Below are 19,129 nucleotides of genomic sequence, written 5' to 3'. Positions count from 1 at the left end.
GCCCTTGCGGCAGCGGCGCGTGCGCGCTGGGCTTGTCCCCCAGCACCAGCGTGTGTCCCGAGTCCGTGTGCTCGAAGAAGTAGAAGATGCCCTCCCACTCCATCAGCCGGCTGACGAAGGCGAAGTCGCTCTCGCGGTACTGCACGCAGTACTCGCGCGCCGCGTAGCTGCCCGAGAGCGCCAGCCGCACCTCCACCCCTCCCTCCCCCAGCACCGCCTTGAGGATGTCCGGCACGCTCTGGTTCTGGAAGATGCGGCTCTTGTGCACCTGGGACAGGCGCCACAGCCTGGGCACCAGGTGGGCCCGGTACCGCTGGCGGCCCGTCTTTACGCCTAGCGACTCAACGGCGCGCACCTGGCCGTGCACGTAGCGCGGGCTGCCGTCGCGCACCGACAGCGTCACCAGCGCGTCCTTCCCCACGAGGTCCGCCACCACCAGCGGCTCGCCATCCTTCGTGAAGAAGTCCACCCGGAAGTCATACAGCCGACTCATGCCCTCCGTGCCGGACACCCCCGAGACACTCAGCGCCTCCGGGCCGTAGGCACCGACCTGCACCGAGAACGCGGGTGAACTGCTGCGAGACATGTTGCCCCCTTCGCCGATGGTGCTCTGCCATTAGCGCCATGGTGGCGAAACCCTAACACATGGGCAACAGCAGCTGTCGAGAGGGACGAGTGACGACTGACATCCACCGGGTAATTACTGACTCCTCAAGCTGTCTCCGCCGGTAAATGGTCCTTGGTTACACATCACACAGGCACGGAAGGTCCTTTCCCCGGACTCACTTCCAGCTTCACAATGGAGGTTCACCGACGAGCCGTCCCACAGCAGTACTTGGACTTCTTTCCACTACCGCAGAAGCATGCAGCATTCCGCTAGACAGTAGAGCGCTTGGGTTCGCTCGCACGTCGCACGGCAAGCTCGGACATCCTCGGGAAGTACTCCAACCATTGCTCGGGCCGCGCGCATCGCGGGCCTCCATGGTGGGCGAGCTGCGGCGCAAGTTTCGCCACCTCTTTGTACCGCCCGAGAGCGGTGAGCGCGACGGCACGATTGACCATGGCAGCAACGAACTGCGGCTTTATCTTCAGTGTATGGCGGAAGGCCTCAGCGGCATCCTCGTAGCGCCGCAACCACATGAGCATGTTGCCTCGGGTGAAGTGGAAGTGTGCCCAGCCCCTCGCCACAGGCTCAGCTTCGATGAGTGCCTGGATTGCCTCCTCGAGCATGCCGATGTTCGAGAGGATGATGGCAACCTCCGTAGGCGGTGAGTTCCAGTCAGGAGCGAGCCGTTCCGGCACTCGGAAATCGCCTCCTCCAGATAGCTGAGCTCTCCGTTCGCTACCAACTCTCCGAGATGGCAGCCCAGGTCGTAGTGGTAGGCAGCATTGAACGGGTCATGACTGATGACACGTCGCAGGTGCTCGACGGCCTCGGCAATGTTTCCCCATGAGCGGGCGCGATTCCCTGAATCAGCTCACGCTTGGCTCGGGTATTCGCATCGGCGGGAACATCGTAGAGATGCGGGTGAGCTGCTTCCTCCTCATCGAAGCGCCGCATCCGCAACACCCGGTCTTCGATTTCGGACCGGAGGCGCTGCTTCTCCGCGTCGGTGATGCCTGGGACATGATTGAGAAACCCACCGACTGGACTGAACGCGGTCATCATCTTCGCCCAGTAGTTCAGACGGCCCTCCCAATTCCCCGGCAGCGCGAGGAAGTCCGCATGGACTTCGGCCTGGCGCTCGCTGCATCCCGCAAGGTGCTTCGACAGGCGGTCACGAATTGTGGCGTGAGCGCCGTACTCGATCAGCTCATGCATGACCGGGGCGAAGAGCTCCGCCGGAATCGGGAGGATTCGCAGCCATTCATGCTGGGGTACGGGTGCGCGGAATTCCTGATGCCCGGCACGACTAGCGGGCTGAAGGCTCGGAGCGTGCAGGCACGGCGGTAAGGACGGCCGCCGCCACGGAGCGCTGGAGCGTGGGCTCGGCGCCTTCGAGGGCTGTGAGCCAGCTCGCGTTCGCGATGGCGTCCCTCACTCCTGCGGAATGGCGGGCAAAGCACCTGGCAGCCAACCAGAGAGCGTAGGGCCTCCAGGCCGCCTCTTTGCGCAAGGGCCCATAAACAGTCACCGGGAGAGACTCCTCGCTGACGGTGAGCAGTTGCTTGCATCGCTCGACACCACCGGATGCGGCAACGTGCTCAAGCAGATGGCCCTGAAGTACCTGTTCTTCCATCTGGAAGCGCTCATCTGCCTCATCCTTCTCCTTGCTTCGAGAAGTGGCCAGGAGCACCACACGGCGGAAGGCTGCATCCTCGAGCCATGAGGGATAGGGCAAGGAGGCTGGGAGTGAGAGCTCCTGGGCAATGCTCATCCAGTCAAAAGCATCGTCGGCTTCCAAGAACTGCTTGAGGCGGGCTTCGATGACAGGCTGCGCGAGCAGCGCGTGGAGACGTTCGGGGGCGACGCTCCCAAGGTAGCGGAGCGCCAGGGCAACCCGCGCACGCTCTTGCGCTTGCTGGAGCGCGGACTCTGCGGCCGTCACGAGCTGCGAATCAAGCACCCTGGCCTCGGCGGCCCGGGGCCAGAAGATGTCCGGCCTGCTTGCGCCCAGCACCTGGGCAAGAGTGCGAACGATGTCTGCATACCGCGCGGGAGCAAGACGCTGTGCCGCGAGCATCGTCCCCTCCAGGACAGAGGCCTCGAGCTGCGGCTGCCACCGCCCGGCATCCTTGGCGAGCCGCTCGGTGTCCTCCTCCAGCCAGAGGAAAGGAAGCGCCTCCCAATCACCCTTTTCAACCTGGCCCCGAAAGTGCTCTCGCGCGAGGCGTCCGCCGCGACGGGCGAGGAATTCCAGGTGCTTGGCTTTGGTGACCTGACCTCCAGGGAACCAGGTCGCGGTGTGCCGGAAGATGGACGGAGGCAACTCCCGTTGAGCACGATCGAACATGCCAAGCAGATACCACCAGCGTTCACGGCTCTGCGTGGGATCCCCCTTGATGAATACCGACTCTGGAAATCGGAGGAGCTTCAGCAGGTCGTCCTCCCGTAGCTTCGCCATCACGGAGAACAGCGCGGCATCAAACTCTCTGAAGACCAGGGCAGTATAGAACGGCCCGCCAAGAGGAGTTGCTTGTGGCTGGGCGTCCTTGAGCCGGGAGGTGATGAGCGCGTCCACGAAGGAAAGGTGCCGCTCCCACGAAGGCATGCCACACCGGTCCAGACTGCGAAGATACGCCGTCTGGACAGGGCGATCATCAAAGCCAAACAGCTTGTCCGTCGAATGGTACTTCGCGGCCTGCGCACGAGTGGCCAGGGCGAGCTTCAATGAGGCCAGCGCCCCGCCATTGCCGCCCCTGCCGCACATTCCATCGATGAGTGCGACGCGGTGGGCGACTCCGAACGAGATGCGGTCTTCCGCATAGTCACGCACCTTGCCATCGAGAAAGCTCCAGGCTGCCGCGTCCCGTGTGCCCGCGAGGAACCGGAATGCCTCGGGAGACATGTCCGTGTCCGACGGACTCTCCCCCACCAGCTGGATGAGCCGCATCACCAGCAGGCGCTGCGCTGCCTCGGGAACGGTACTGGCGGGCACCACGGCCAGCAGGAGCTGCAAGAGATGCACGGAAAGGGTGTGCCCCTCGGCGTACCGACGCAGGAGCTGAGCTGCAACTCCGGGCTTCGCCTGGAGCGTCTTGAGCAACCCCTGGTAACTCTCCGACGATTCGCTCCGCGCGAGGAGTTCTCCGGGGAGGCGCCCGTCGGCGGCAAGCTCCAGCAATGCATCCGCTGGCTCCTGAGCGCCTCGGAGCCCCACCGCATCCACCCAACCCGCGAGGACCGGCCGTGCAACCTGGTCACTCACGACCGCTCGCAACCACTTCGACACCTCACCCGCCGGGGCATGCTGGATGAACGCCAGGTCGGCGCGAGGCTGGGCCGGCTGTCCAGCATCTCCGGCGGCCTCGGTGGCAAGCACCTCCAGTGTCTTCCAGTCCGAGCGCAGTGCGGCCACGGCCACCCGTTCCGCAGGGGTCCCCCAGGCCTTGTCCCCTGACACCCGGCGGGCAAATGCGACGAGCGCATCACGCTCGACAGGCTTCAGCTGGGCAGCCCATGTGAAGGGGTCTCCCTGCCCGGCCTGGAGCGCCAGGAACAGACTCCGCCCGGCAACGCTCCCAAGCACCTCGACCGAGGTGGCCTCCGCTCCGCTCCATATCCCCGCTCGCTGAGCCTGAAGCCACAACCTGCCAGGCCGGGTCGTCGTTGGACCGGCGAGCTGTCGCTCGATCTCCCCCGAGGTGCGCTCGCGAAGGATGGCTGCCGCAGACTCGAGCGCCCGCGGAGTTGCCACTGGCAACTGGGACCAGCGCTCGAACAGCGCCAGTGCGTCTCCCGCCTGCGCGTGCCGCCCGAACTCTGCGATCATGGCGGTGTTGATCTCCTCCCGCATGGCCCCACCGTGGAACGGCATATAGGCCGACGCTTCGCCCCAGTTCCGCGCCGCCGCGAGCGCTCCTTCTTGCACGAGCACTTCGTGGATCCGCTGGAACTGGCCGCGGTCGAAGTGCACGTAGGCTCCCAGCGCAACCATGGAGAGGAGGAGGAAGGCAACGAGCGCCGACCCCATCAGGGCCCGCAGCAGGCGCCAGAGCCGGCGCCTCCAGCGGAACCACTCCTCCACGATCCGTAAGAGGTGGGCTTCGATGCGCTGCTCGAACTCCTCCGTGTTGGCGACCGAGGCATAGAGGAAGCCCTCCCCATCCAGCTCCTGCCGGAGCTGAACGACCTCGGGGGGCGCATCTGTACCGATGAAGTAGAAGAGAACTTCTTCAGGCCTTCCGCCGCCCCGATGCAGCGCGCGCGAAGTCTCGAACTCCTCGACCGTTCCGCTCCGCGCCCGGGGCGTCGGTGTCCCCAGGCGCGACTTCATCATCCCAAGATAGATGTCGTAGCGCTTCAGCCCATACTGCTCTAGCAGCGTGTTGACGCGGGCTTGAAGATCACCTGGCTCCGCTTGGCCTGGAGGGAGCTCTTCCCAGAGGAGAGGCCGAAGCTCCATGTCTCTCGAAGCGGCGGCTGGGGAGCTGTTCACCCGCTCGGTGACAGCCTTTGTGATACGGCGCTCCGCTCCGCAATCCCCCGGCGAGGAGATGAACACGTTGAGGACATGCTTCCGCTGGGGCCGTGAAGTTGCCGGCTCGGTCAGCGTCGGAAGCGGAGATGCTTCGGTCATGTGTGTCCCACCCCACCACGCACGTTAGCAGCCAGTCCTGCCAGGTCCGAACCACGGGAGCGGCAGAAGGTGCGGGGTAGGACGGGATGAAGAGCGAGGATGTCCTTCCGGGCGCCATCCGTGCGGGCCAGGGAGCTCCTGGTCCGGCGCAGGTCATCCCCCTGTGTCAGGGATGGTGTCGCCTCGACCTCCTGCGCCCATTGAGGCTCAGGGCCGGGACGCGCGGTCCAGGATGGGCACGAGCACCGCGGCCAGGTCACCCATCACGTTGGTGAACCCCGTGACGTAGCGGTCTGTCGCGGGCACATAGAGCATGAAGCTCTGGTAGCCCGCCGTGGTGCCCAGGTGTCCGACGGCGACAGTCCCCTGGGACTCCAGCCGCATCACGCCGAGCCCGTATCCGACCAGGCGGGACTCGGGCTCGGGTGCCGGTTGAAACGAAAGCATGGCGTCCAGGGTGTCCGCGCGCTCGAACAGCGCACCAGCGCGGAGCTGTTTCCAGAAGGAAGCGAGGTCGAAGACCGTGGTCACGAGGGCGTGACCGCCGGAGGCCCCGGCCATCGAAGGGTCGACGTCGGTGAAGTCCATCAGCTCGTCGTCGAACGGGACGTACCCCCGCGCGCAAGACGCCTGGCAGTCCGTGTTTCCCGGCTCGGGCAGACGCGTGTGCGAGAGCCCGGCCCGCGCGATGACCCGCTCGCGGACGACCTCGCGCCAGCTGCGACCTTCCGCGGCCGAGAGGACTTCGCCGAGGAGCACGTAGTTGGTGTTCGAGTAGCCGTACGACGCTCCGGGAGCGAAGACCGGCGGCTGCGCTTCGACGATGCCGAGAATCTCGTCGAGCGTCCAGACGTGCTCCGGGTTGGACAAGATGGCCTGGGTGGTCTCGTCCGTGACCCACTCCGGGATGCCCGACCGATGACTGAGCAGCATGGCCAGGGTGATGGACTCTGCATTCGCGATATGGGCCGTCACACTCGCCGGCAGCCGCTCCGTCAGGGTGTCGTCCAGCGCGAGCACGCGCCGCTCGACGGACTGCAGCACGGCGGTGGCGACGAAAGTCTTCAGGATGCTGCCGGCGCGAAAGGAGTCCTGCGCGGACATGGGCACCTTCCGCTCGACATCACTGAGGCCGGCCGCTCCTGACCAGGACTGGCCATTGCGCGAGGAGACGACCAGGGCGACGCCGGGAGTCACGCCCCTGGCGACGACATCATCGAGCGTGGCCTGCAGGTCGGCGTGCAGCGACGACGTGGGTTCGTCGTCGTCACTGCACCCGCTGACTGCTCCGACCATCCCGAGGAGCAGGACGAGGGAAAACACCGCGCGCCCCAGAGACGGACGCCGTGTCCTGCTGGCGCCCTCCGTATGAGGACGAGCCTTCGACCGTCGCGCGAGCAAACCCTCACGCGAAGCATTTTGTCTGACTTCGAGACTCCGAGCATTGACGATGGACATGCCAATGCAACACCGTCTACGAGCGTGCGCGTCACCCGCTCGACGCGGAAACGTTGGAGGGCTCTCCTCCATGTCGCTCGTGGCCCGATGAGCGGCCCAGGCCCACCAACAACCCGATGCCGCACCACGCGCCAAGGATGGGGCTGACTCCCATGCCCACGAGCGGGACGGGGAAGGCTCCGAGACAGGGCGCCAGCGCGGAGAGCGCGAGGTAGACGGTGAGCCCCATCGCCGCCGCACGGGAGGCACCAGCCGCTGCCAGCGGCGACAGGACCGCGCCGGCCAGCGTCAGCACCGCCAGCAGCGCCAGGGCCGGAGACGTCTCCAGGGCCAGGCCGATGATGCCCTCGACCTCGGGCACGGGCTGCAACGGGTCCGGACGGAAGACTGCCATCACCGCCGCCGCCACGGGGATGACCGCCGCCATGAACCTGAAGGACGGGGGCAACGGGTGGGCGAGCAGCACCGCGATGACGGCGCCAGCCAGCGCCACCGCCTGCGAGGCATCGGGCTGGAGCGCCAGGATGATGGCAATCACCGGCGCCGCGAGCCACAGCGGACGCCGTCGTTCGGCCGCGCACGTCCACGCAACGAGCGTCATCGGCAGCAACAGCTCAGCGGCGTTGAGCCTCACAGGGCCGAAGCCAATCCAGCGGTGCACGCCCGAGAGCCCACCACTGAGGAGCGTGGCCGCCATCGCCGCCGCGGCCAACGGCAGGATGACCCGTGCCGCGCGCTGTGTGGTGGTCCTGGCGAGCACCGTGGCCAGGAGGGCGCCGACAATCCAGGCGCCAGCGTTGCGCGCCCACAGGGCTGCCGGAACGGCATGACCGGCGGCCACGATGCAGCCGACGAGGACCGCGCCGCCCGAGGCGGCTGCGAACAGGACAGCCGCCCGGCCCGGCGAGGTTCTCGGCGGGTCGTTCGTCATCGACGTCTTCAAGGGGCTCACGCGCGGGACTTCTACCGCGTGCGGACGAAGCTGCCAAAGGGCGTGTTCCTGCGCGTCACCCCAATCAATCCGCTCATGAAGCTGCCCCGCGAAAACGGGTTGGCTTCACCGCGCATTCGGGCACCCGGTAGACCGCAACGCTATTTCTTGCAGGTCGTCACCGGATCGACCTTGGCCACGTCGGCGCCCCACAGGCAGACGACGCGGTCCAGGGCCAGGCCGCTGCGGGAGTTGCTGAAGAAGACGATGCCGTCGCCAGATTGCGGACGCATCAAGAATTTGGCGCGGAAGCCGGCCTGGTTGCGTCCATCGTGACCGACGGCGGTGCTGCCGTCGCCGAGGCGTTCGATGAAGTGGCCCAGGCCGTAGACCGCCTCATCGGGCGCGCGCGGCGTGCTCAGCTCCGCGGGTGTATACAGCTGGGCCAGTTGCGCCTGGGTCAGTGGATGCGCGCCGGCGGTGTTCGCCATGCCGGCAATCATCCAGCGGGCGAAGTCGTGGACGGTGGTGGTCAGGGTCGAAGGCGCCTGCTCGACGTAGAAACGCATCGGCACCGACTTGCCATCGTCGCCGTGTCCCTGAGCTGCGCCGGCCAGCACCTCCGGCGTCATGGCGACGCTGCTGTGTTTCATGCCCAGCGGCCGGAACACCAGCTCGCGCGCCAGGTCCGAGTACTTGCGCTGCGTGGTCCGCTCGATGGCCAGCTGCATCAGGGTGTAGCCGCCGCCGGAGTACTGGAATTTCGCGCCGACCGGCGCGAACAGTTCCACCGCGCCGCGTCCGTTGGTCTTGCCGGCCAGCGACTCCTCCAGGCTCGGCAGCTCCTTGAACTCGAGCCAGCCCTGATACCCGCCCAAGGTCGTGCCCGCGGTGTGCGACAGCAGGCGGCGGATCGTGATGAGGCGATGGTCGAACTCGTTCTGCGCCAGCGGCCACGGCGACAGCACCTCGGCCACCGGCTTATCCAACTGCACGCGCCCCTGCTCGGCCAGACGCATCGTCACCCAACTGGCGATCGGCTTGGACAGCGAGGCCGCGACGAACACCGTGTCGGGCGTCACCGGCACCTTGCCCGCGTGGTCCGCGTAGCCGAAGCCCTTGGCGTAGACCAGCTTGCCGCCGACAATCAGCCCCACGGCCACGCCTTGGATACGGGCTTCTTTCATGATGGCCGGCACTTCGCGCTCGATGACCTGGGAGAACGGCGGCGGCGCGACAGAGGGGGCGCGCGCGGCCGCGGCGGCGGGCACGGTGAGCGCCATCGCGGCAGTCAACGCCAGCGCGGAGAGCGCTCTGGCCGCGGAGGCGGGTGTCGGGCCGTGGAAGAAGTGTCTGGAGGTCATGGCGTCCTGGCCGGGCTGGAGTTCGTGGATGCGACGCGGGATTTCCAGAGCCCCTACGATGCGCGGCTCACACGATTGCGGAGCAGGACGTCCGCAGCGGCTCGATTTCCGGCCGCCGGGACAGGACGGCGCGAGTGCGGCGGGGAGACGGCCGAAGCCGACGCGAGCTCCCCAAGCGGGGGCAGAGCCGAAGCCACCGTGGAGGAACTCCGGCTGGCCCTGCTGGAGTGGGCTCACCGATACAACGAGCACTGGCTGTTGGAGCGCCACAACTTCCTCTCGCCGAGTCAGGCCCGGCGGGAGCTGAGGCAGAAGCAAGCGGCCTGATTACGACCAACCTGGTGTCTCAACAATCCGGTGCGGTACAGAAGAAGCAGTCGCTACCGCGGATCGCGATCCACTCCCGCTGCTCGCCTTGGCGGGCGTACGCTGGCGGTCAGGTCAAGCTGACATCGCACGTTTGTGCTTGGCAAAAGCCGAATCCATGGCCCAGTCCTCCTCTGATGCTGATGCCTTGCAAATGGTCGCCAATATCCGCGCGGAGTGGGCGAACGACAACAACGCATAGAGCGAATGGGAGGCCTGTTGAGGGTGAGGGCTGGTGCACAGGGGCCGAGGAGCCCCCTGTGCCAGCGGAGTTGTCGCCCGGACCGCGAGGCCGGCGGAAGCACCCAGGGCTTCGCCGGGACGCGGTTCAGGGCGCTTCAGGCTGTTTCACGCGCCAGCTCAGCCGGACGCGGGTGCCTCGGGGTTCCAGGGTGTCGATGGATAGCGCCCACTCGAAGCGCCGAGCCAGCCGTTCCACCAGTGACAGGCCGATGCCATGGCTCTCGCTCCCTGGCTCGGCGCGGCCGAAGCCGGCCCCCGTGTCGGAGAGGGTCCACGCCGAGGGCTCGATGGCGATGACGATGCGCCCCTCATCCGTGTAGGCGAGCGCGTTCTTGAGGAGGTTGCCCATCATCACCCTGGCGACGGAAGCGGGGATGGGTGCGTGGACCTCACCGGCGGACTCGATGACGAGCTCGATGCCGTCACTCCGCCGGAGGTGCCCGTAAGCTGCGAGCAGCTCTCGCGAGACACGGTGCAGGTCGCAGCGCTCCTCGGAGCGGCGCTCCCGGGCCAGCCAGAGGATGCCCTCCGTCAGCAGGCCCATCTGGCTCACGGCCCGGCGCAGACGGTCGAACGTCTCCGCGTCTCGTGGCGGGTCGAGCTCCAGGATTTCCACCGCGCCCTGGGCCACGGCCAGCGGCGTGCGCAGCTCGTGACTGGCGTCGCGGTTGAACCGCTGCTCACGCTCCAGCTGCTCCTGGATGCGCGCGTTCCGCGCGTGCAGCGCGTCCACCAGCGCGCGGACCTCGGCCACTCCACCGTCATCCTCGGGAGGCGGAGCCCCCTCGGCCCGTGTCCACTCCACCACCCGCTCCAGCGGCCGGACGAGCCTTCGGGCGACGAGGCGGGCGAGAAGCGCGGCGGCCAGCAGCGCCAACAGGGCACTGGCGAGGAGCAGTCCGGCGGTCCGCTTCAGGTGGTCCGTCGTGCTCGTCAGGCGCGTCACGTCGAACGCGAAGTACCGGCTGTCTCCGCCAATGCCGGGGCGCACCGCGACGTGGAAGTGTCCGTGGCCCCCGGAGGGCACCTCGTACTCGCCCGGGAGCAGCTCGGGGCGAAGCCGCTCTCCGAGCCAGGGCGGCAGCGCGGAGTGCCCGTCATACAGGGTGATTCCGGGGAAGTGTCCCGGCTCGAGCCGGTCCGCCTCCGCTGCCACGATGCGGTTGAAGATGACGTCCTCGAGGTCGTAGCTGAAGAGCGTGAAGAACCCGCCCATCAGCACCAGTGCGAACGCCGCGGACAGCCCCATGGCGCGCCGGAGCATGACGCGCAGCGACCTGGCCCTAGCGCGCATCCAGGAGGTACCCCTCGTTGCGCCGGGTGGTGATGGCATTGTCGAGCCCCAGCCCGGCGAGCGCCTTGCGCAGGGCATAGACGTGGGTGCGCAGCGCGCTGGACTCGGGGGCGTTGTCCCCCCAGAGCCGCTCCGCCAGCGTCGCCGCGGGAACGGCTTCGGGGGCGGCCTCCATCAGCAGCCGCAGGATGAGGGCCTCGGTGCGGTTGAGCCGGACGGTGCGCCCACCCCAGCGCGTCTGCCCGCTCTCCGGCTCCAGCGTGAGCCCGCCCAGCGTCAGCTTCCGCCCGCTCGGAGGGACGGGCCGGCGTGCCAGGGCCTCCAGGCGCCAGCGCAGCTCCCGGAGCGAGAAGGGCTTGACGAGGTAGTCGTCCGCGCCCGCCTGGAAGCCCTCTTCCTTGTCCTCGAGTGTGTCCCGGGCGGTCAGCATCAGGATGGGGACGAGCCGGGGCGCGGCCTGCCGGTAGCGCTCACACACCTCGAGGCCGCTCATGCCGGGCAGCATCAGGTCCAGCACGATGACGTCGTACGGGTTGGCCAGCGCCAGCGCGAGCCCCTCGGGTCCGGTGCCCGCGAAGTCCAGCAGGAAGTCCGGCTCCAGGAATCGCGCGATGTTGGCCTGGAGGTCTCGGTTGTCCTCGATGACGAGCACGCGCATGGGAGTGACCGGGATGCTACCCGCAGTCACGTCAAACGGATGTCAGCTGGGGAGTGACGCCCGGCTGACCCTCGCTCCCGCAGGCTCCGGGACCTCTCTCACTGGAGGAGTCCCGTCATGAAGCGCTCGCTGTTGCTGGGTCTGATGTTCCTGGCCACCTCCGTGGCCCATGCCTCGAGCCCCGCGGTCCCCATGGAGGTCCACGCGGAGGATGGACAACGCATTCCCGTGCTGGTGCTGGAGCCGGAAGGAGGCGCGGCGAATCCGCCCGTGGCCGTCCTGCTGCACGGACTCACCCGGAGCAAGGAGGACTGGCTGTCCGATGCGGAGCCGACCTTCGGTGGCGCCCTGACGGAGCAGCTGCGGAGTGCCGGCTACCGGGTCTACCTCATGGACGCGAGGCGGCACGGCGCGCGGGCGACTCCCGACGCTCGGCCCGGAGCCCTCGCGAAGCGAGCGCACGCCGGTGAGCCCGCTCCCTATCAGGCGATGATTGTCGACACCGTGCGCGATGCCCAGGCGCTCCTCACGAAGGTGCTCGCCACCCGCAAGAAGCCGCCGAGGGTGCTCGTCGCCGGCTACAGCATGGGCGCCCAGGTGGGCCTCCTGCTGGCCTCGCGCGAGCCTCGCGTCACCCATCTGGTGACGATGGTGCCACCGCACGTCGACCCCGTGCTGGGCGACGCCGCACCGGTGAACCGGATGGACGGGATTCATCAGGCCTGGCTGCTGTTGACCGCGAACCGCGATCCATTCTCCACCGAGGAGAACACCCAGAAGCTGTTCGAAGCCGCGCCCTCCAAGCGCAAGACGCGCCGGACCTTCGACAGCGGGCACGCGCTGCCGCGCGAGTACCTGGACGAGGTCCGCCGCTGGTTGAGATAGGGCGTCACTCCATCAGTCGTGCCGGAGCGCGATGATGGGGTCGATGCGGGTCGCCCGGTACGCGGGCAGGAGGCTGGCCAGGAGGGCTACGCCTCCCAGCACCGCCACCACGCCCACGTACGTGAGCGGGTCGGTGCGCTCCACGCCGGAGAGCAGGCTGCCCAGCATCCGGCTCGTGACGAAGGCAAGGCCCACGCCCAGCCCAGACCCCGGCGTAGAAGCGCAGGTTGCTGTCGAGGATGGCGTCGCGCCGCGCGTCCGCGAGCCGCATGACCCAGCCGCCCGATGCGGAGTGGGTGGTGTCGAGAAATACTGTGTTGCACCTGTAACATGACGCAAAAAAGATGCTTCGGCCGTGCCTGCCCCGCCGGGGACGCTGCGACGGCAGTCGGCGGGTCGCCCCAATCGAGTTCAAGACCCGCCGCACACCCGCGGGTAGCGTGAGCCTCTGACGGGTACCTACGTCACCCGCACGCTCGAGAGGTGCCGGGCCCCCTGTGCCAGGGATGTTGTCGCCTCGGCTGACGGGCCGGGGCGACGGCCCGGGCGAGGGCGCCACCGGCCTCCACGTGCCCGGCGACGGCCACGTGTACGTGGTGGACACGGCGCGAGGGCTGCTCGTGCTGAGCGAGCCGCCAGCGCCGTGAGCGGCATTGCGAGCGAGAGCCGTCCCATTGCCTTCAGGGCCTGCCCGCGTAGACTGCCCGCGCGCGACGCGGGTGGACGGGCCGGCACGCACGTCCTGCAATGGGGGGAATGATGACGCGCATGTTCTGTGCGGCCGTGCTGCTCTGTCTTTCGGCGGGTGGGGCCCTGGCCCAGGAGGCGGCTCCGAGCGAACCGGGTGCCGACGAGGCCTCGAGGGAGTCCCGGTTGAGGGAAGGTATCCGGCCGGAGCTGGGCCTCCAGCTGAGCTACGCCTTCACGAACGACATCGAAGGCGGTGAGCACAGCGGGCCGGGAGCCCGGGTCCAGCTGCTCGCCCGGTTCAATTCGTATATCGCCGCGGGTCCGGAGCTGGCCTTCTACCTCGACGCCGGCTCCGAGCGAATCGTCCGCTTCGACCCTTCCCATGGCGATACCTACAGCACCAGCAAGGGCCCCCTCCTACAGCTCGCGGGGGTGCTGCGCGTGGGCTTCGACAAGGGCGTCATCCGACCCGCCTTCCTCGTGGGACCAGCCGCTGCCATGGGCAGCTCCAGCACAGACCTCTTCTACTTCCTGGGAGCACAATTGACCTTCATGCTGGGCCGGGTGCCGCTGTCGCTCGACGCGCGCATCTACCGTCCCGTCACGGGTTCACTGACGGGCTATCCGAACTCCCAATCCCTGGGACTGGGCACGCGCATCTCGTGGTGACCTACCCTCGTTTCCGGTACCAGGTGTCCGCCGCTACAACCCACGGCGATGCCTGGGGTGCCTCGTACTCGAGGATGAGCTCCGGGGTCAGGAGTGAGCCGGAATTGTAGAAGTCCACCAGGTTGCCTGGCTGCGCCGCGGCGTTCTCTCAGAGGCGCAGCCATGAACCTGCGCTACCGTGGCGTCCATGCGCCGAGCCCTGGTCCTCACCACCGCGCTGCTCATGGGTACGTCGTTCATCCCTTCGACGGTCAGCGCCGGGGATGACGGCGCACCTCCCAAGGTGGAGACGCCAGACGAATCACGTCCGGTAGCCCGGGACTATTCGGCGGAGGAGGTGCTCCAGGTCTGGGCACGGCGCTCCGGTGGCACCTGTGGGGTCGGGGACCCCTGGAGTGAGTTCTCGGCCCAGCGGCACTCGCCGGCGACCCTCGCCGTGCTGCGCAAGCTCGCCGAGGAGCCCAGGACGCGGGAACCGGCCTTGAGCGCGCTGTTCTACAGCACGGACGCGAGTCTCTTTCCCCTCCTGAAGCGGCTCGTCGCGAGCAACGACCTGAGGGACGACGAGGTCCGTCTGCTCGCGCACCTGCTCATGATGTCCCGGTCCCCCCAGGGCCCCGCCCTGGCACAAGCCCAGTGGGGCCGGAGCCCGCGATGGACCGAGGAGCTGCTCGACTACGCCTCGGATGGAGTGTGGAAGCCCGGGCGCGAGCGGATCGAATCCATCCTCCAGGACTCCGGCCAGTCCTCCGCGATGCGGGCCACCGCCTTCCGTGCGCTGGTGGCGAGCGGGGAGGTCCCCGAGGAGACGCTCATCGAACGGGGCTTCGCGGCCCCGGAGCCGGGCATCCGAGCCATGGCCGTCTCCCTGGCGGCGAAATACCCCGGGCGGCTCGAGCAGCTCGTGGCCGCGCTTCGGGAGCCCGACGAGCGCGTGCGGTTCACGGCGGCGACCGCGTTGCACTACACCATCCTGGACGGGGGTGAGCCCTCCGGCTCGAACGTCCACCCGCACTCCGAACCCATCGCGACCGCCTACGCGCGGCTGACCGCCATGGCCGAGCGCCCCGAGAGCCCCCTACGGGACTCGATAGAGCTGCTCTTCCTCCTGGCCCACCATGCCGAGCGTCACGGTGACTTCACGCGCGCCGAGCGCTTCTATCGCGAGGCGGCGGCGCTGCCCCGCTCCGCCGATGGCATCGTCGCCAGTCAGGGCCAGGTGCTCTTCCACCTCGCCCGGCTGTTGATGCACCTCGGCCGTCCGGAGGAAGCGGCCCCCTTCCTGCTGCGGCTCGAGCAGCTGGGAGACGACAGCATCGGCGCACCCGACGTCCCCTACATGTTCGACTTCAACGGCGATGCCGCGCAGCTCGCCCACCGCGTGAGAGAGGAGCTGCGAGCGCCGCTCCGACTCTCGGTGGAGCCCCTGAAGCAGGACTCCAGCTTCCGCATCACCCTGCGCAACGTGAGCCAGGAGGTGCAGTACCTGCGTCTGTATGAGGAGCCGCCCCGGAAGGCCCCGGGCCCCGGCCCCGTGTTGATGTTGTCCGTCGCCGGGGCGGAGCCGCGAAAGCCCCTCCCGGGCCTGGTCCTGATGCTGCTCGACGGAAGGTCGGATTCCTCCACCTATCCCGAGCGCAACGACCCGAGCCGGGAGCACGCGCTGAAGCCGGGACAGGCGTGGACCTTCACGGGGCGGTACGACCCTCTCAAGGTCCGCCAGGGCCAGGCGCGGCTGGACGCCCTCGTGGAAGTGGAATCCCGGGGTGAGCGGGGCGGACTCTTCAAGGAGCGCCTGCAGGCGGTGACCCGCGTGAGCGTGCGGTGAGGTCACGGCGAGGCTCGCCGGACCCACCGCTCACTTCTTGTGGAGGAGAAGCACACGCAGGAGCCGGTCGCGTCCACGCGCCGGCGGCAATCCTCCTTCCCGGTTGAGGGAATGGACAGGCCAGCTCCGTTCCCTTCGTGCGTCCTGGGCTTTCCGGGCGGAATCGAAAGGGAATTGTGATGAGGAGAGCTCCACCTGCCGTCCGGGCGATCCTGATGGCCGTCCTTGTCCTGAGCCTCACCGCCTGTGAGAGCAGCACCCGGGACACCTCCGCGCCCGGTGAAGATGCGTCCCTGGGCTCACGGACCTTCGCGCTGCCGGACGCGCTGCAGGAGTATGCCCAGCAGTGCGACCAGGCCATCGGCGTCACCGTGCCCGACTTCAGCTGTGAGAACGGCACCATCGTCCCGACGAAACACCACGTGGCTGGGAAGTGCGACCAGCCCAACCGGCTGAACCGCGAATGTGACCCGAACAGCCGCTTCCAGGTGCTGTCCAACACGACGACCGCGTTCGTCGTGGCCCACTGCCGGAAGCGGGGACTTGGCGCGGGCCGCTACGGCGACATCGCGGTCATCCAGTACAACAAGAAGAACGGCGCAACATGCTTCTACCAGGCACTCGGCGACCTCGACGGCAACGTCAAGGCGCCCTCCCAGGGGACGGCGGCCTGGACCTGGCTTCCGCCCTCGCAGACCGCGAACATCAACTGCGCGGGTTGCCATGACAACGGGCCCTTGATCCGCTCGCCATACCTGACCCAGGTCACCGGCGCCAACGCACTCCCTGGCAAGGGCGACTACACCTTCAACAGCAAGCAGCCCTACCGCTTCATCGGCGCGGATTTCGCGTCGTGGAAGGCCTACAAGGTCGAGGTCGCCGGCAATCCATGCCTCGGCTGCCACCGCATGGCGACGAACCACACGAACGGGACGCGGGGAACCGCCCTGGACCTGGGCATCCGCGCGACCGCCGTCTCGGAAGACGCCAAGAACCCCCACTCCCCGGACTCCCCCATCTGGATGATGCCGGGCCAGGTGAGCTTCAGCCAGGCCAGCGCGGATGCCGCCGCGGCCATCAAGGCCTGTGCGCTGCGGAAGAACGAAGTTCCCCTGCCCGACTCAGCGAGCTGCCGCATCACCCAGTTCTCGGGCGTCAGGCCTCTCCTCGGCCCCGGCAACTTCACCGCTGCGTGGGCGCCCTCCACTCACTCGGAGATCGAGCTGATTGGCGCGACCTTCGAGGACTACCAGGAGAAGGACTCACAGCTTCGGGGACTGGGCTGGCGGCTGCGGACGCTGCAGCCCTTCGTCGTGGACGGGCAGCTCCTCTACAACGCCGTCTGGAAGGAGGGCACGGAGGGCGAGCTCCCGCTCTACGGCGCGAGCCCCGAGGACTTCCGTGCCCGGCATGACGGGCTCTCCGCGCAGGGCTGGCGGCTGAAGCTCCTGCAGCCCTATGTGCTGGAGGGGCGGGTCCTCTACACGGCGGTGTGGCAGCCAAGCTCCGAGGCCGAGGTCCTGCTCACCGGAGTGAGCCCCGGGGACTTCCGCGCCCGTCACGACGCGCTCTCCACGCAGGGGTGGCGGCTGAAGCTCCTGCAACCCTACGTGGTGGACGGCCAGGTCCTCTACACGGCGGTGTGGCGGCCGAGCACCGAGCCGGAGCTCCTGCTCGACGGTGCCAGCCCCGCGGACTTCCGCGCCCGCTATGACGCGCTCAGGCGGGAGGGCTGGAGGCTGAAGCTGCTGGAGCCCTACGTGGTGCGAGGGCTTGTCTCCTATACGGCCGTCTTGCGGCAGGACACCACGGACGAGCTCCAGGTCTACGACCTGAACTCCGAGGACTTCTCCGACCGTCACGACGAGCTGTGGGAGCAGGGCTGGCGCCTGAAGTTCGTGCGCGCCTGGTGATTCAGGGTTCCCAGCTCGTCGCCTGACGCAGCCTCGAAATCCGGCCCCTCCGTGCACTCCGCGCGGAGGGGCTTTTTTATTTCCGGACCGGTGGGATGGGAAATTGGCGTGGAATCCCAATGGGTTGGGCGGGCGGCGAAAATAAATCACCGGAGTGTCGATCTCCCCGGGCCCTGTTCGTCGCCGTGTTGAAGGCAGCAATCACACAGGAGCCCCGACCATGCTCAAGAAGCTCGGAATCGCCGCCGCCATCCTCGTCGCCGCCCTGGTCGTCTTCGTCGCCACGCGCCCGGACCGCTTCCACGTCGAGCGGAGCGTCCAGCTCAGTGCGCCCGCGGATGCCACGTTCGCGCTCATCAACGAGCTCCGTCAGTGGCAGCAGTGGTCGCCCTACGAGAAGCTCGACCCGAACCTGGCGAGGACCTTCGAGGGCCCCGCCTCGGGCCCCGGCGCCGTCTACGCGTACAAGGGGAACCGCAACATCGGCGAGGGCCGGATGACCATCCTGGAGAGCCGGCCCGGAGAGCTCGTCTCCATCAAGCTCGAGTTCATCGAGCCCTTCCCGGCCACGAACCAGGCGAACTTCAAGCTCGAGGCGAACGAGAAGGGCACTCGCGTCACCTGGAGCATGGAGGGGCCAAACACGCTGATGGGCAAGGTGATGTCGCCCTTCATGGACGGGTTCATCGGCAAGAGCATGGAGCAGGGCCTCGCCGACCTCGATATCGCCGCGCAGGCCGAGGCGAAGAAGCGTCAGCAGACGGCACAGACGGAGTAGGTCAGCCCACCGCCGAGCAAGAGGGCCCCCATTCCGCCCATACTTCACAGTATCGGACACGACCCGCGGGGCGCCGGGTTCGCCCGGGTCGGCAAGACTTAACCTGCGCCTCCTTTCACAACCCGGCGCAGTGGGGCCGCCCCTTGGGGCCACGCCTCGCGGAGTGAGGTTGTGAAAGGAAATCTCAAGGAGAGGTATTCATGGCACACGACAAGCTGGTTACCTGCCTGTGGTACGACAAAGGCGAGGCCCGCAAGGCCGCCGAATTCTACGCTTCCGTCTTCCCCGACAGCAAAGTCGGTCCGGCCCATGACGCGACGTCCGACTTCCCAGGCGGGAAGAAAGGCGAGGAGCTGACGGTGGACTTCACCGTGCTCGGCCGGCCATTCGTCGGGCTCAATGGCGGCCCCAATTTCAAGGCCAATGAATCGGTCAGCCAGATGGTCATCACCGAGGACCAGGCAGAGACCGATCGCTACTGGAACGCGATCGTCGGCAATGGCGGCCAGGAAAGCGAATGCGGCTGGTGCAAGGACAAGTGGGGCTTCTCGTGGCAGATCACGCCGCGCGTGCTCCTCGAAGCCATGGGCAATCCGGACAAGGCGGCCGCCAAGCGCGTGTTTGAAGCGATGATGACGATGAAGAAGATCGACGTCGCCAAGATCAAGGCAGCGCTCAAAGGCTAGACGGTCAACGCGTAAGCCTCCCCGCACCTGATGCGCCTCGCCCTCCTCTTCACTGGGCGGGCGCGGCTCTCCTACCTACGCCGTCTTCGAGGCGCTGGTGACGCGGCTGCGCCGCCGCGCCGTGTA

The 19,129-nt window shown here is 67.7% G+C and carries 17 protein-coding genes and 1 pseudogene; 7 read left to right on the top strand and 11 right to left on the bottom strand.

Annotated features, from left to right (window positions below; all coding sequences use genetic code 11):
• The 10 genes and pseudogenes from tssI to G4D86_RS40045 form a co-directional block, all read right to left on the bottom strand.
• A partial coding sequence (gene tssI / locus G4D86_RS40090; protein ID WP_163999572.1) for a type VI secretion system tip protein TssI/VgrG occupies positions 1 to 586 on the bottom strand: 586 nt, incomplete at its 3' end.
• A gap of 221 nt (positions 587 to 807) precedes the next feature.
• Positions 808 to 876 (bottom strand): annotated as a pseudogene (locus tag G4D86_RS54375) (SEC-C metal-binding domain-containing protein); the annotation flags it as partial.
• Positions 877 to 1,302 (bottom strand): tetratricopeptide repeat protein, encoded by a 426-nt coding sequence (locus tag G4D86_RS40080; RefSeq protein ID WP_163999571.1) that lies wholly within the window; start codon positions 1,300 to 1,302, stop codon positions 877 to 879.
• Between the two features lie 40 nt (positions 1,303 to 1,342).
• Entirely contained in the window at positions 1,343 to 1,822 is a 480-nt protein-coding gene (locus G4D86_RS40075) for a hypothetical protein (RefSeq protein WP_163999570.1), read from the bottom strand.
• Positions 1,823 to 1,913: 91 nt separating this feature from the next.
• Positions 1,914 to 5,240 (bottom strand): DUF4062 domain-containing protein, encoded by a 3,327-nt coding sequence (locus tag G4D86_RS40070; RefSeq protein ID WP_163999569.1) that lies wholly within the window; start codon positions 5,238 to 5,240, stop codon positions 1,914 to 1,916.
• Between the two features lie 207 nt (positions 5,241 to 5,447).
• A complete protein-coding gene (locus G4D86_RS40065) occupies positions 5,448 to 6,563 on the bottom strand; it encodes a serine hydrolase domain-containing protein (protein ID WP_163999568.1) in 1,116 nt (371 codons plus the stop codon).
• A 166-nt stretch (positions 6,564 to 6,729) separates the two neighbouring features.
• A complete protein-coding gene (locus tag G4D86_RS40060; protein ID WP_163999567.1) occupies positions 6,730 to 7,650 on the bottom strand; it encodes a hypothetical protein in 921 nt (306 codons plus the stop codon).
• Positions 7,651 to 7,790: 140 nt separating this feature from the next.
• Positions 7,791 to 8,993, bottom strand: a complete 1,203-nt coding sequence (locus G4D86_RS40055; protein ID WP_163999566.1) for a serine hydrolase domain-containing protein — start codon at positions 8,991 to 8,993, stop codon at positions 7,791 to 7,793.
• Positions 8,994 to 9,687: 694 nt separating this feature from the next.
• Positions 9,688 to 10,896: a sensor histidine kinase gene (locus tag G4D86_RS40050; protein ID WP_240360740.1), complete on the bottom strand. Its 1,209-nt coding sequence runs from the start codon at positions 10,894 to 10,896 to the stop codon at positions 9,688 to 9,690.
• Positions 10,886 to 11,554 (bottom strand): response regulator transcription factor, encoded by a 669-nt coding sequence (locus G4D86_RS40045; RefSeq protein WP_163999565.1) that lies wholly within the window; start codon positions 11,552 to 11,554, stop codon positions 10,886 to 10,888. Before G4D86_RS40045 ends, G4D86_RS40050 begins: the two co-directional genes overlap by 11 nt.
• A 117-nt stretch (positions 11,555 to 11,671) precedes the next feature.
• On the opposite strand from G4D86_RS40045, the gene G4D86_RS40040 reads away from it, so the two are divergent.
• Positions 11,672 to 12,439, top strand: coding sequence for an alpha/beta hydrolase (locus tag G4D86_RS40040; RefSeq protein ID WP_163999564.1), 768 nt, complete (start codon positions 11,672 to 11,674; stop codon positions 12,437 to 12,439).
• Positions 12,440 to 12,451: 12 nt separating this feature from the next.
• Here G4D86_RS40040 and G4D86_RS40035 read toward each other — a convergent pair whose 3' ends face one another.
• Complete coding sequence (locus G4D86_RS40035; RefSeq protein ID WP_163999563.1) at positions 12,452 to 12,634, bottom strand: hypothetical protein; 183 nt, start codon at positions 12,632 to 12,634, stop codon at positions 12,452 to 12,454.
• Between the two features lie 311 nt (positions 12,635 to 12,945).
• Between G4D86_RS40035 and G4D86_RS40030 the strand changes: the two genes are divergently transcribed.
• The 6 genes from G4D86_RS40030 to G4D86_RS40005 all read left to right on the top strand — a co-directional run bounded on the left by G4D86_RS40030 (position 12,946) and on the right by G4D86_RS40005 (position 19,003).
• Positions 12,946 to 13,086: a hypothetical protein gene (locus tag G4D86_RS40030; RefSeq protein ID WP_163999418.1), complete on the top strand. Its 141-nt coding sequence runs from the start codon at positions 12,946 to 12,948 to the stop codon at positions 13,084 to 13,086.
• Between the two features lie 226 nt (positions 13,087 to 13,312).
• The gene (locus tag G4D86_RS40025; protein ID WP_163999562.1) at positions 13,313 to 13,798 is read left to right on the top strand and encodes a hypothetical protein; all 486 of its coding nucleotides are present in this window, start codon (positions 13,313 to 13,315) and stop codon (positions 13,796 to 13,798) included.
• Positions 13,799 to 13,985: 187 nt separating this feature from the next.
• Complete coding sequence (locus tag G4D86_RS40020; protein WP_163999561.1) at positions 13,986 to 15,626, top strand: tetratricopeptide repeat protein; 1,641 nt, start codon at positions 13,986 to 13,988, stop codon at positions 15,624 to 15,626.
• A 215-nt stretch (positions 15,627 to 15,841) separates the two neighbouring features.
• Positions 15,842 to 17,539 carry a hypothetical protein gene (locus G4D86_RS40015; protein ID WP_163999560.1) on the top strand — a complete coding sequence of 566 codons (1,698 nt, stop codon included), beginning with the start codon at positions 15,842 to 15,844 and terminating at the stop codon, positions 17,537 to 17,539.
• Positions 17,540 to 17,759: 220 nt separating this feature from the next.
• Positions 17,760 to 18,317, top strand: coding sequence for an SRPBCC family protein (locus G4D86_RS40010; RefSeq protein ID WP_163999559.1), 558 nt, complete (start codon positions 17,760 to 17,762; stop codon positions 18,315 to 18,317).
• A 200-nt stretch (positions 18,318 to 18,517) separates the two neighbouring features.
• The gene (locus tag G4D86_RS40005) at positions 18,518 to 19,003 is read left to right on the top strand and encodes a VOC family protein (RefSeq protein WP_163999558.1); all 486 of its coding nucleotides are present in this window, start codon (positions 18,518 to 18,520) and stop codon (positions 19,001 to 19,003) included.
• Positions 19,004 to 19,129 lie beyond the last annotated feature (126 nt).

Source organism: Pyxidicoccus caerfyrddinensis (assembly GCF_010894405.1).
Classification (GTDB): Bacteria; Myxococcota; Myxococcia; order Myxococcales; family Myxococcaceae; genus Myxococcus; species Myxococcus caerfyrddinensis.
This window is presented reverse-complemented; position numbering and strand designations above follow the sequence as displayed.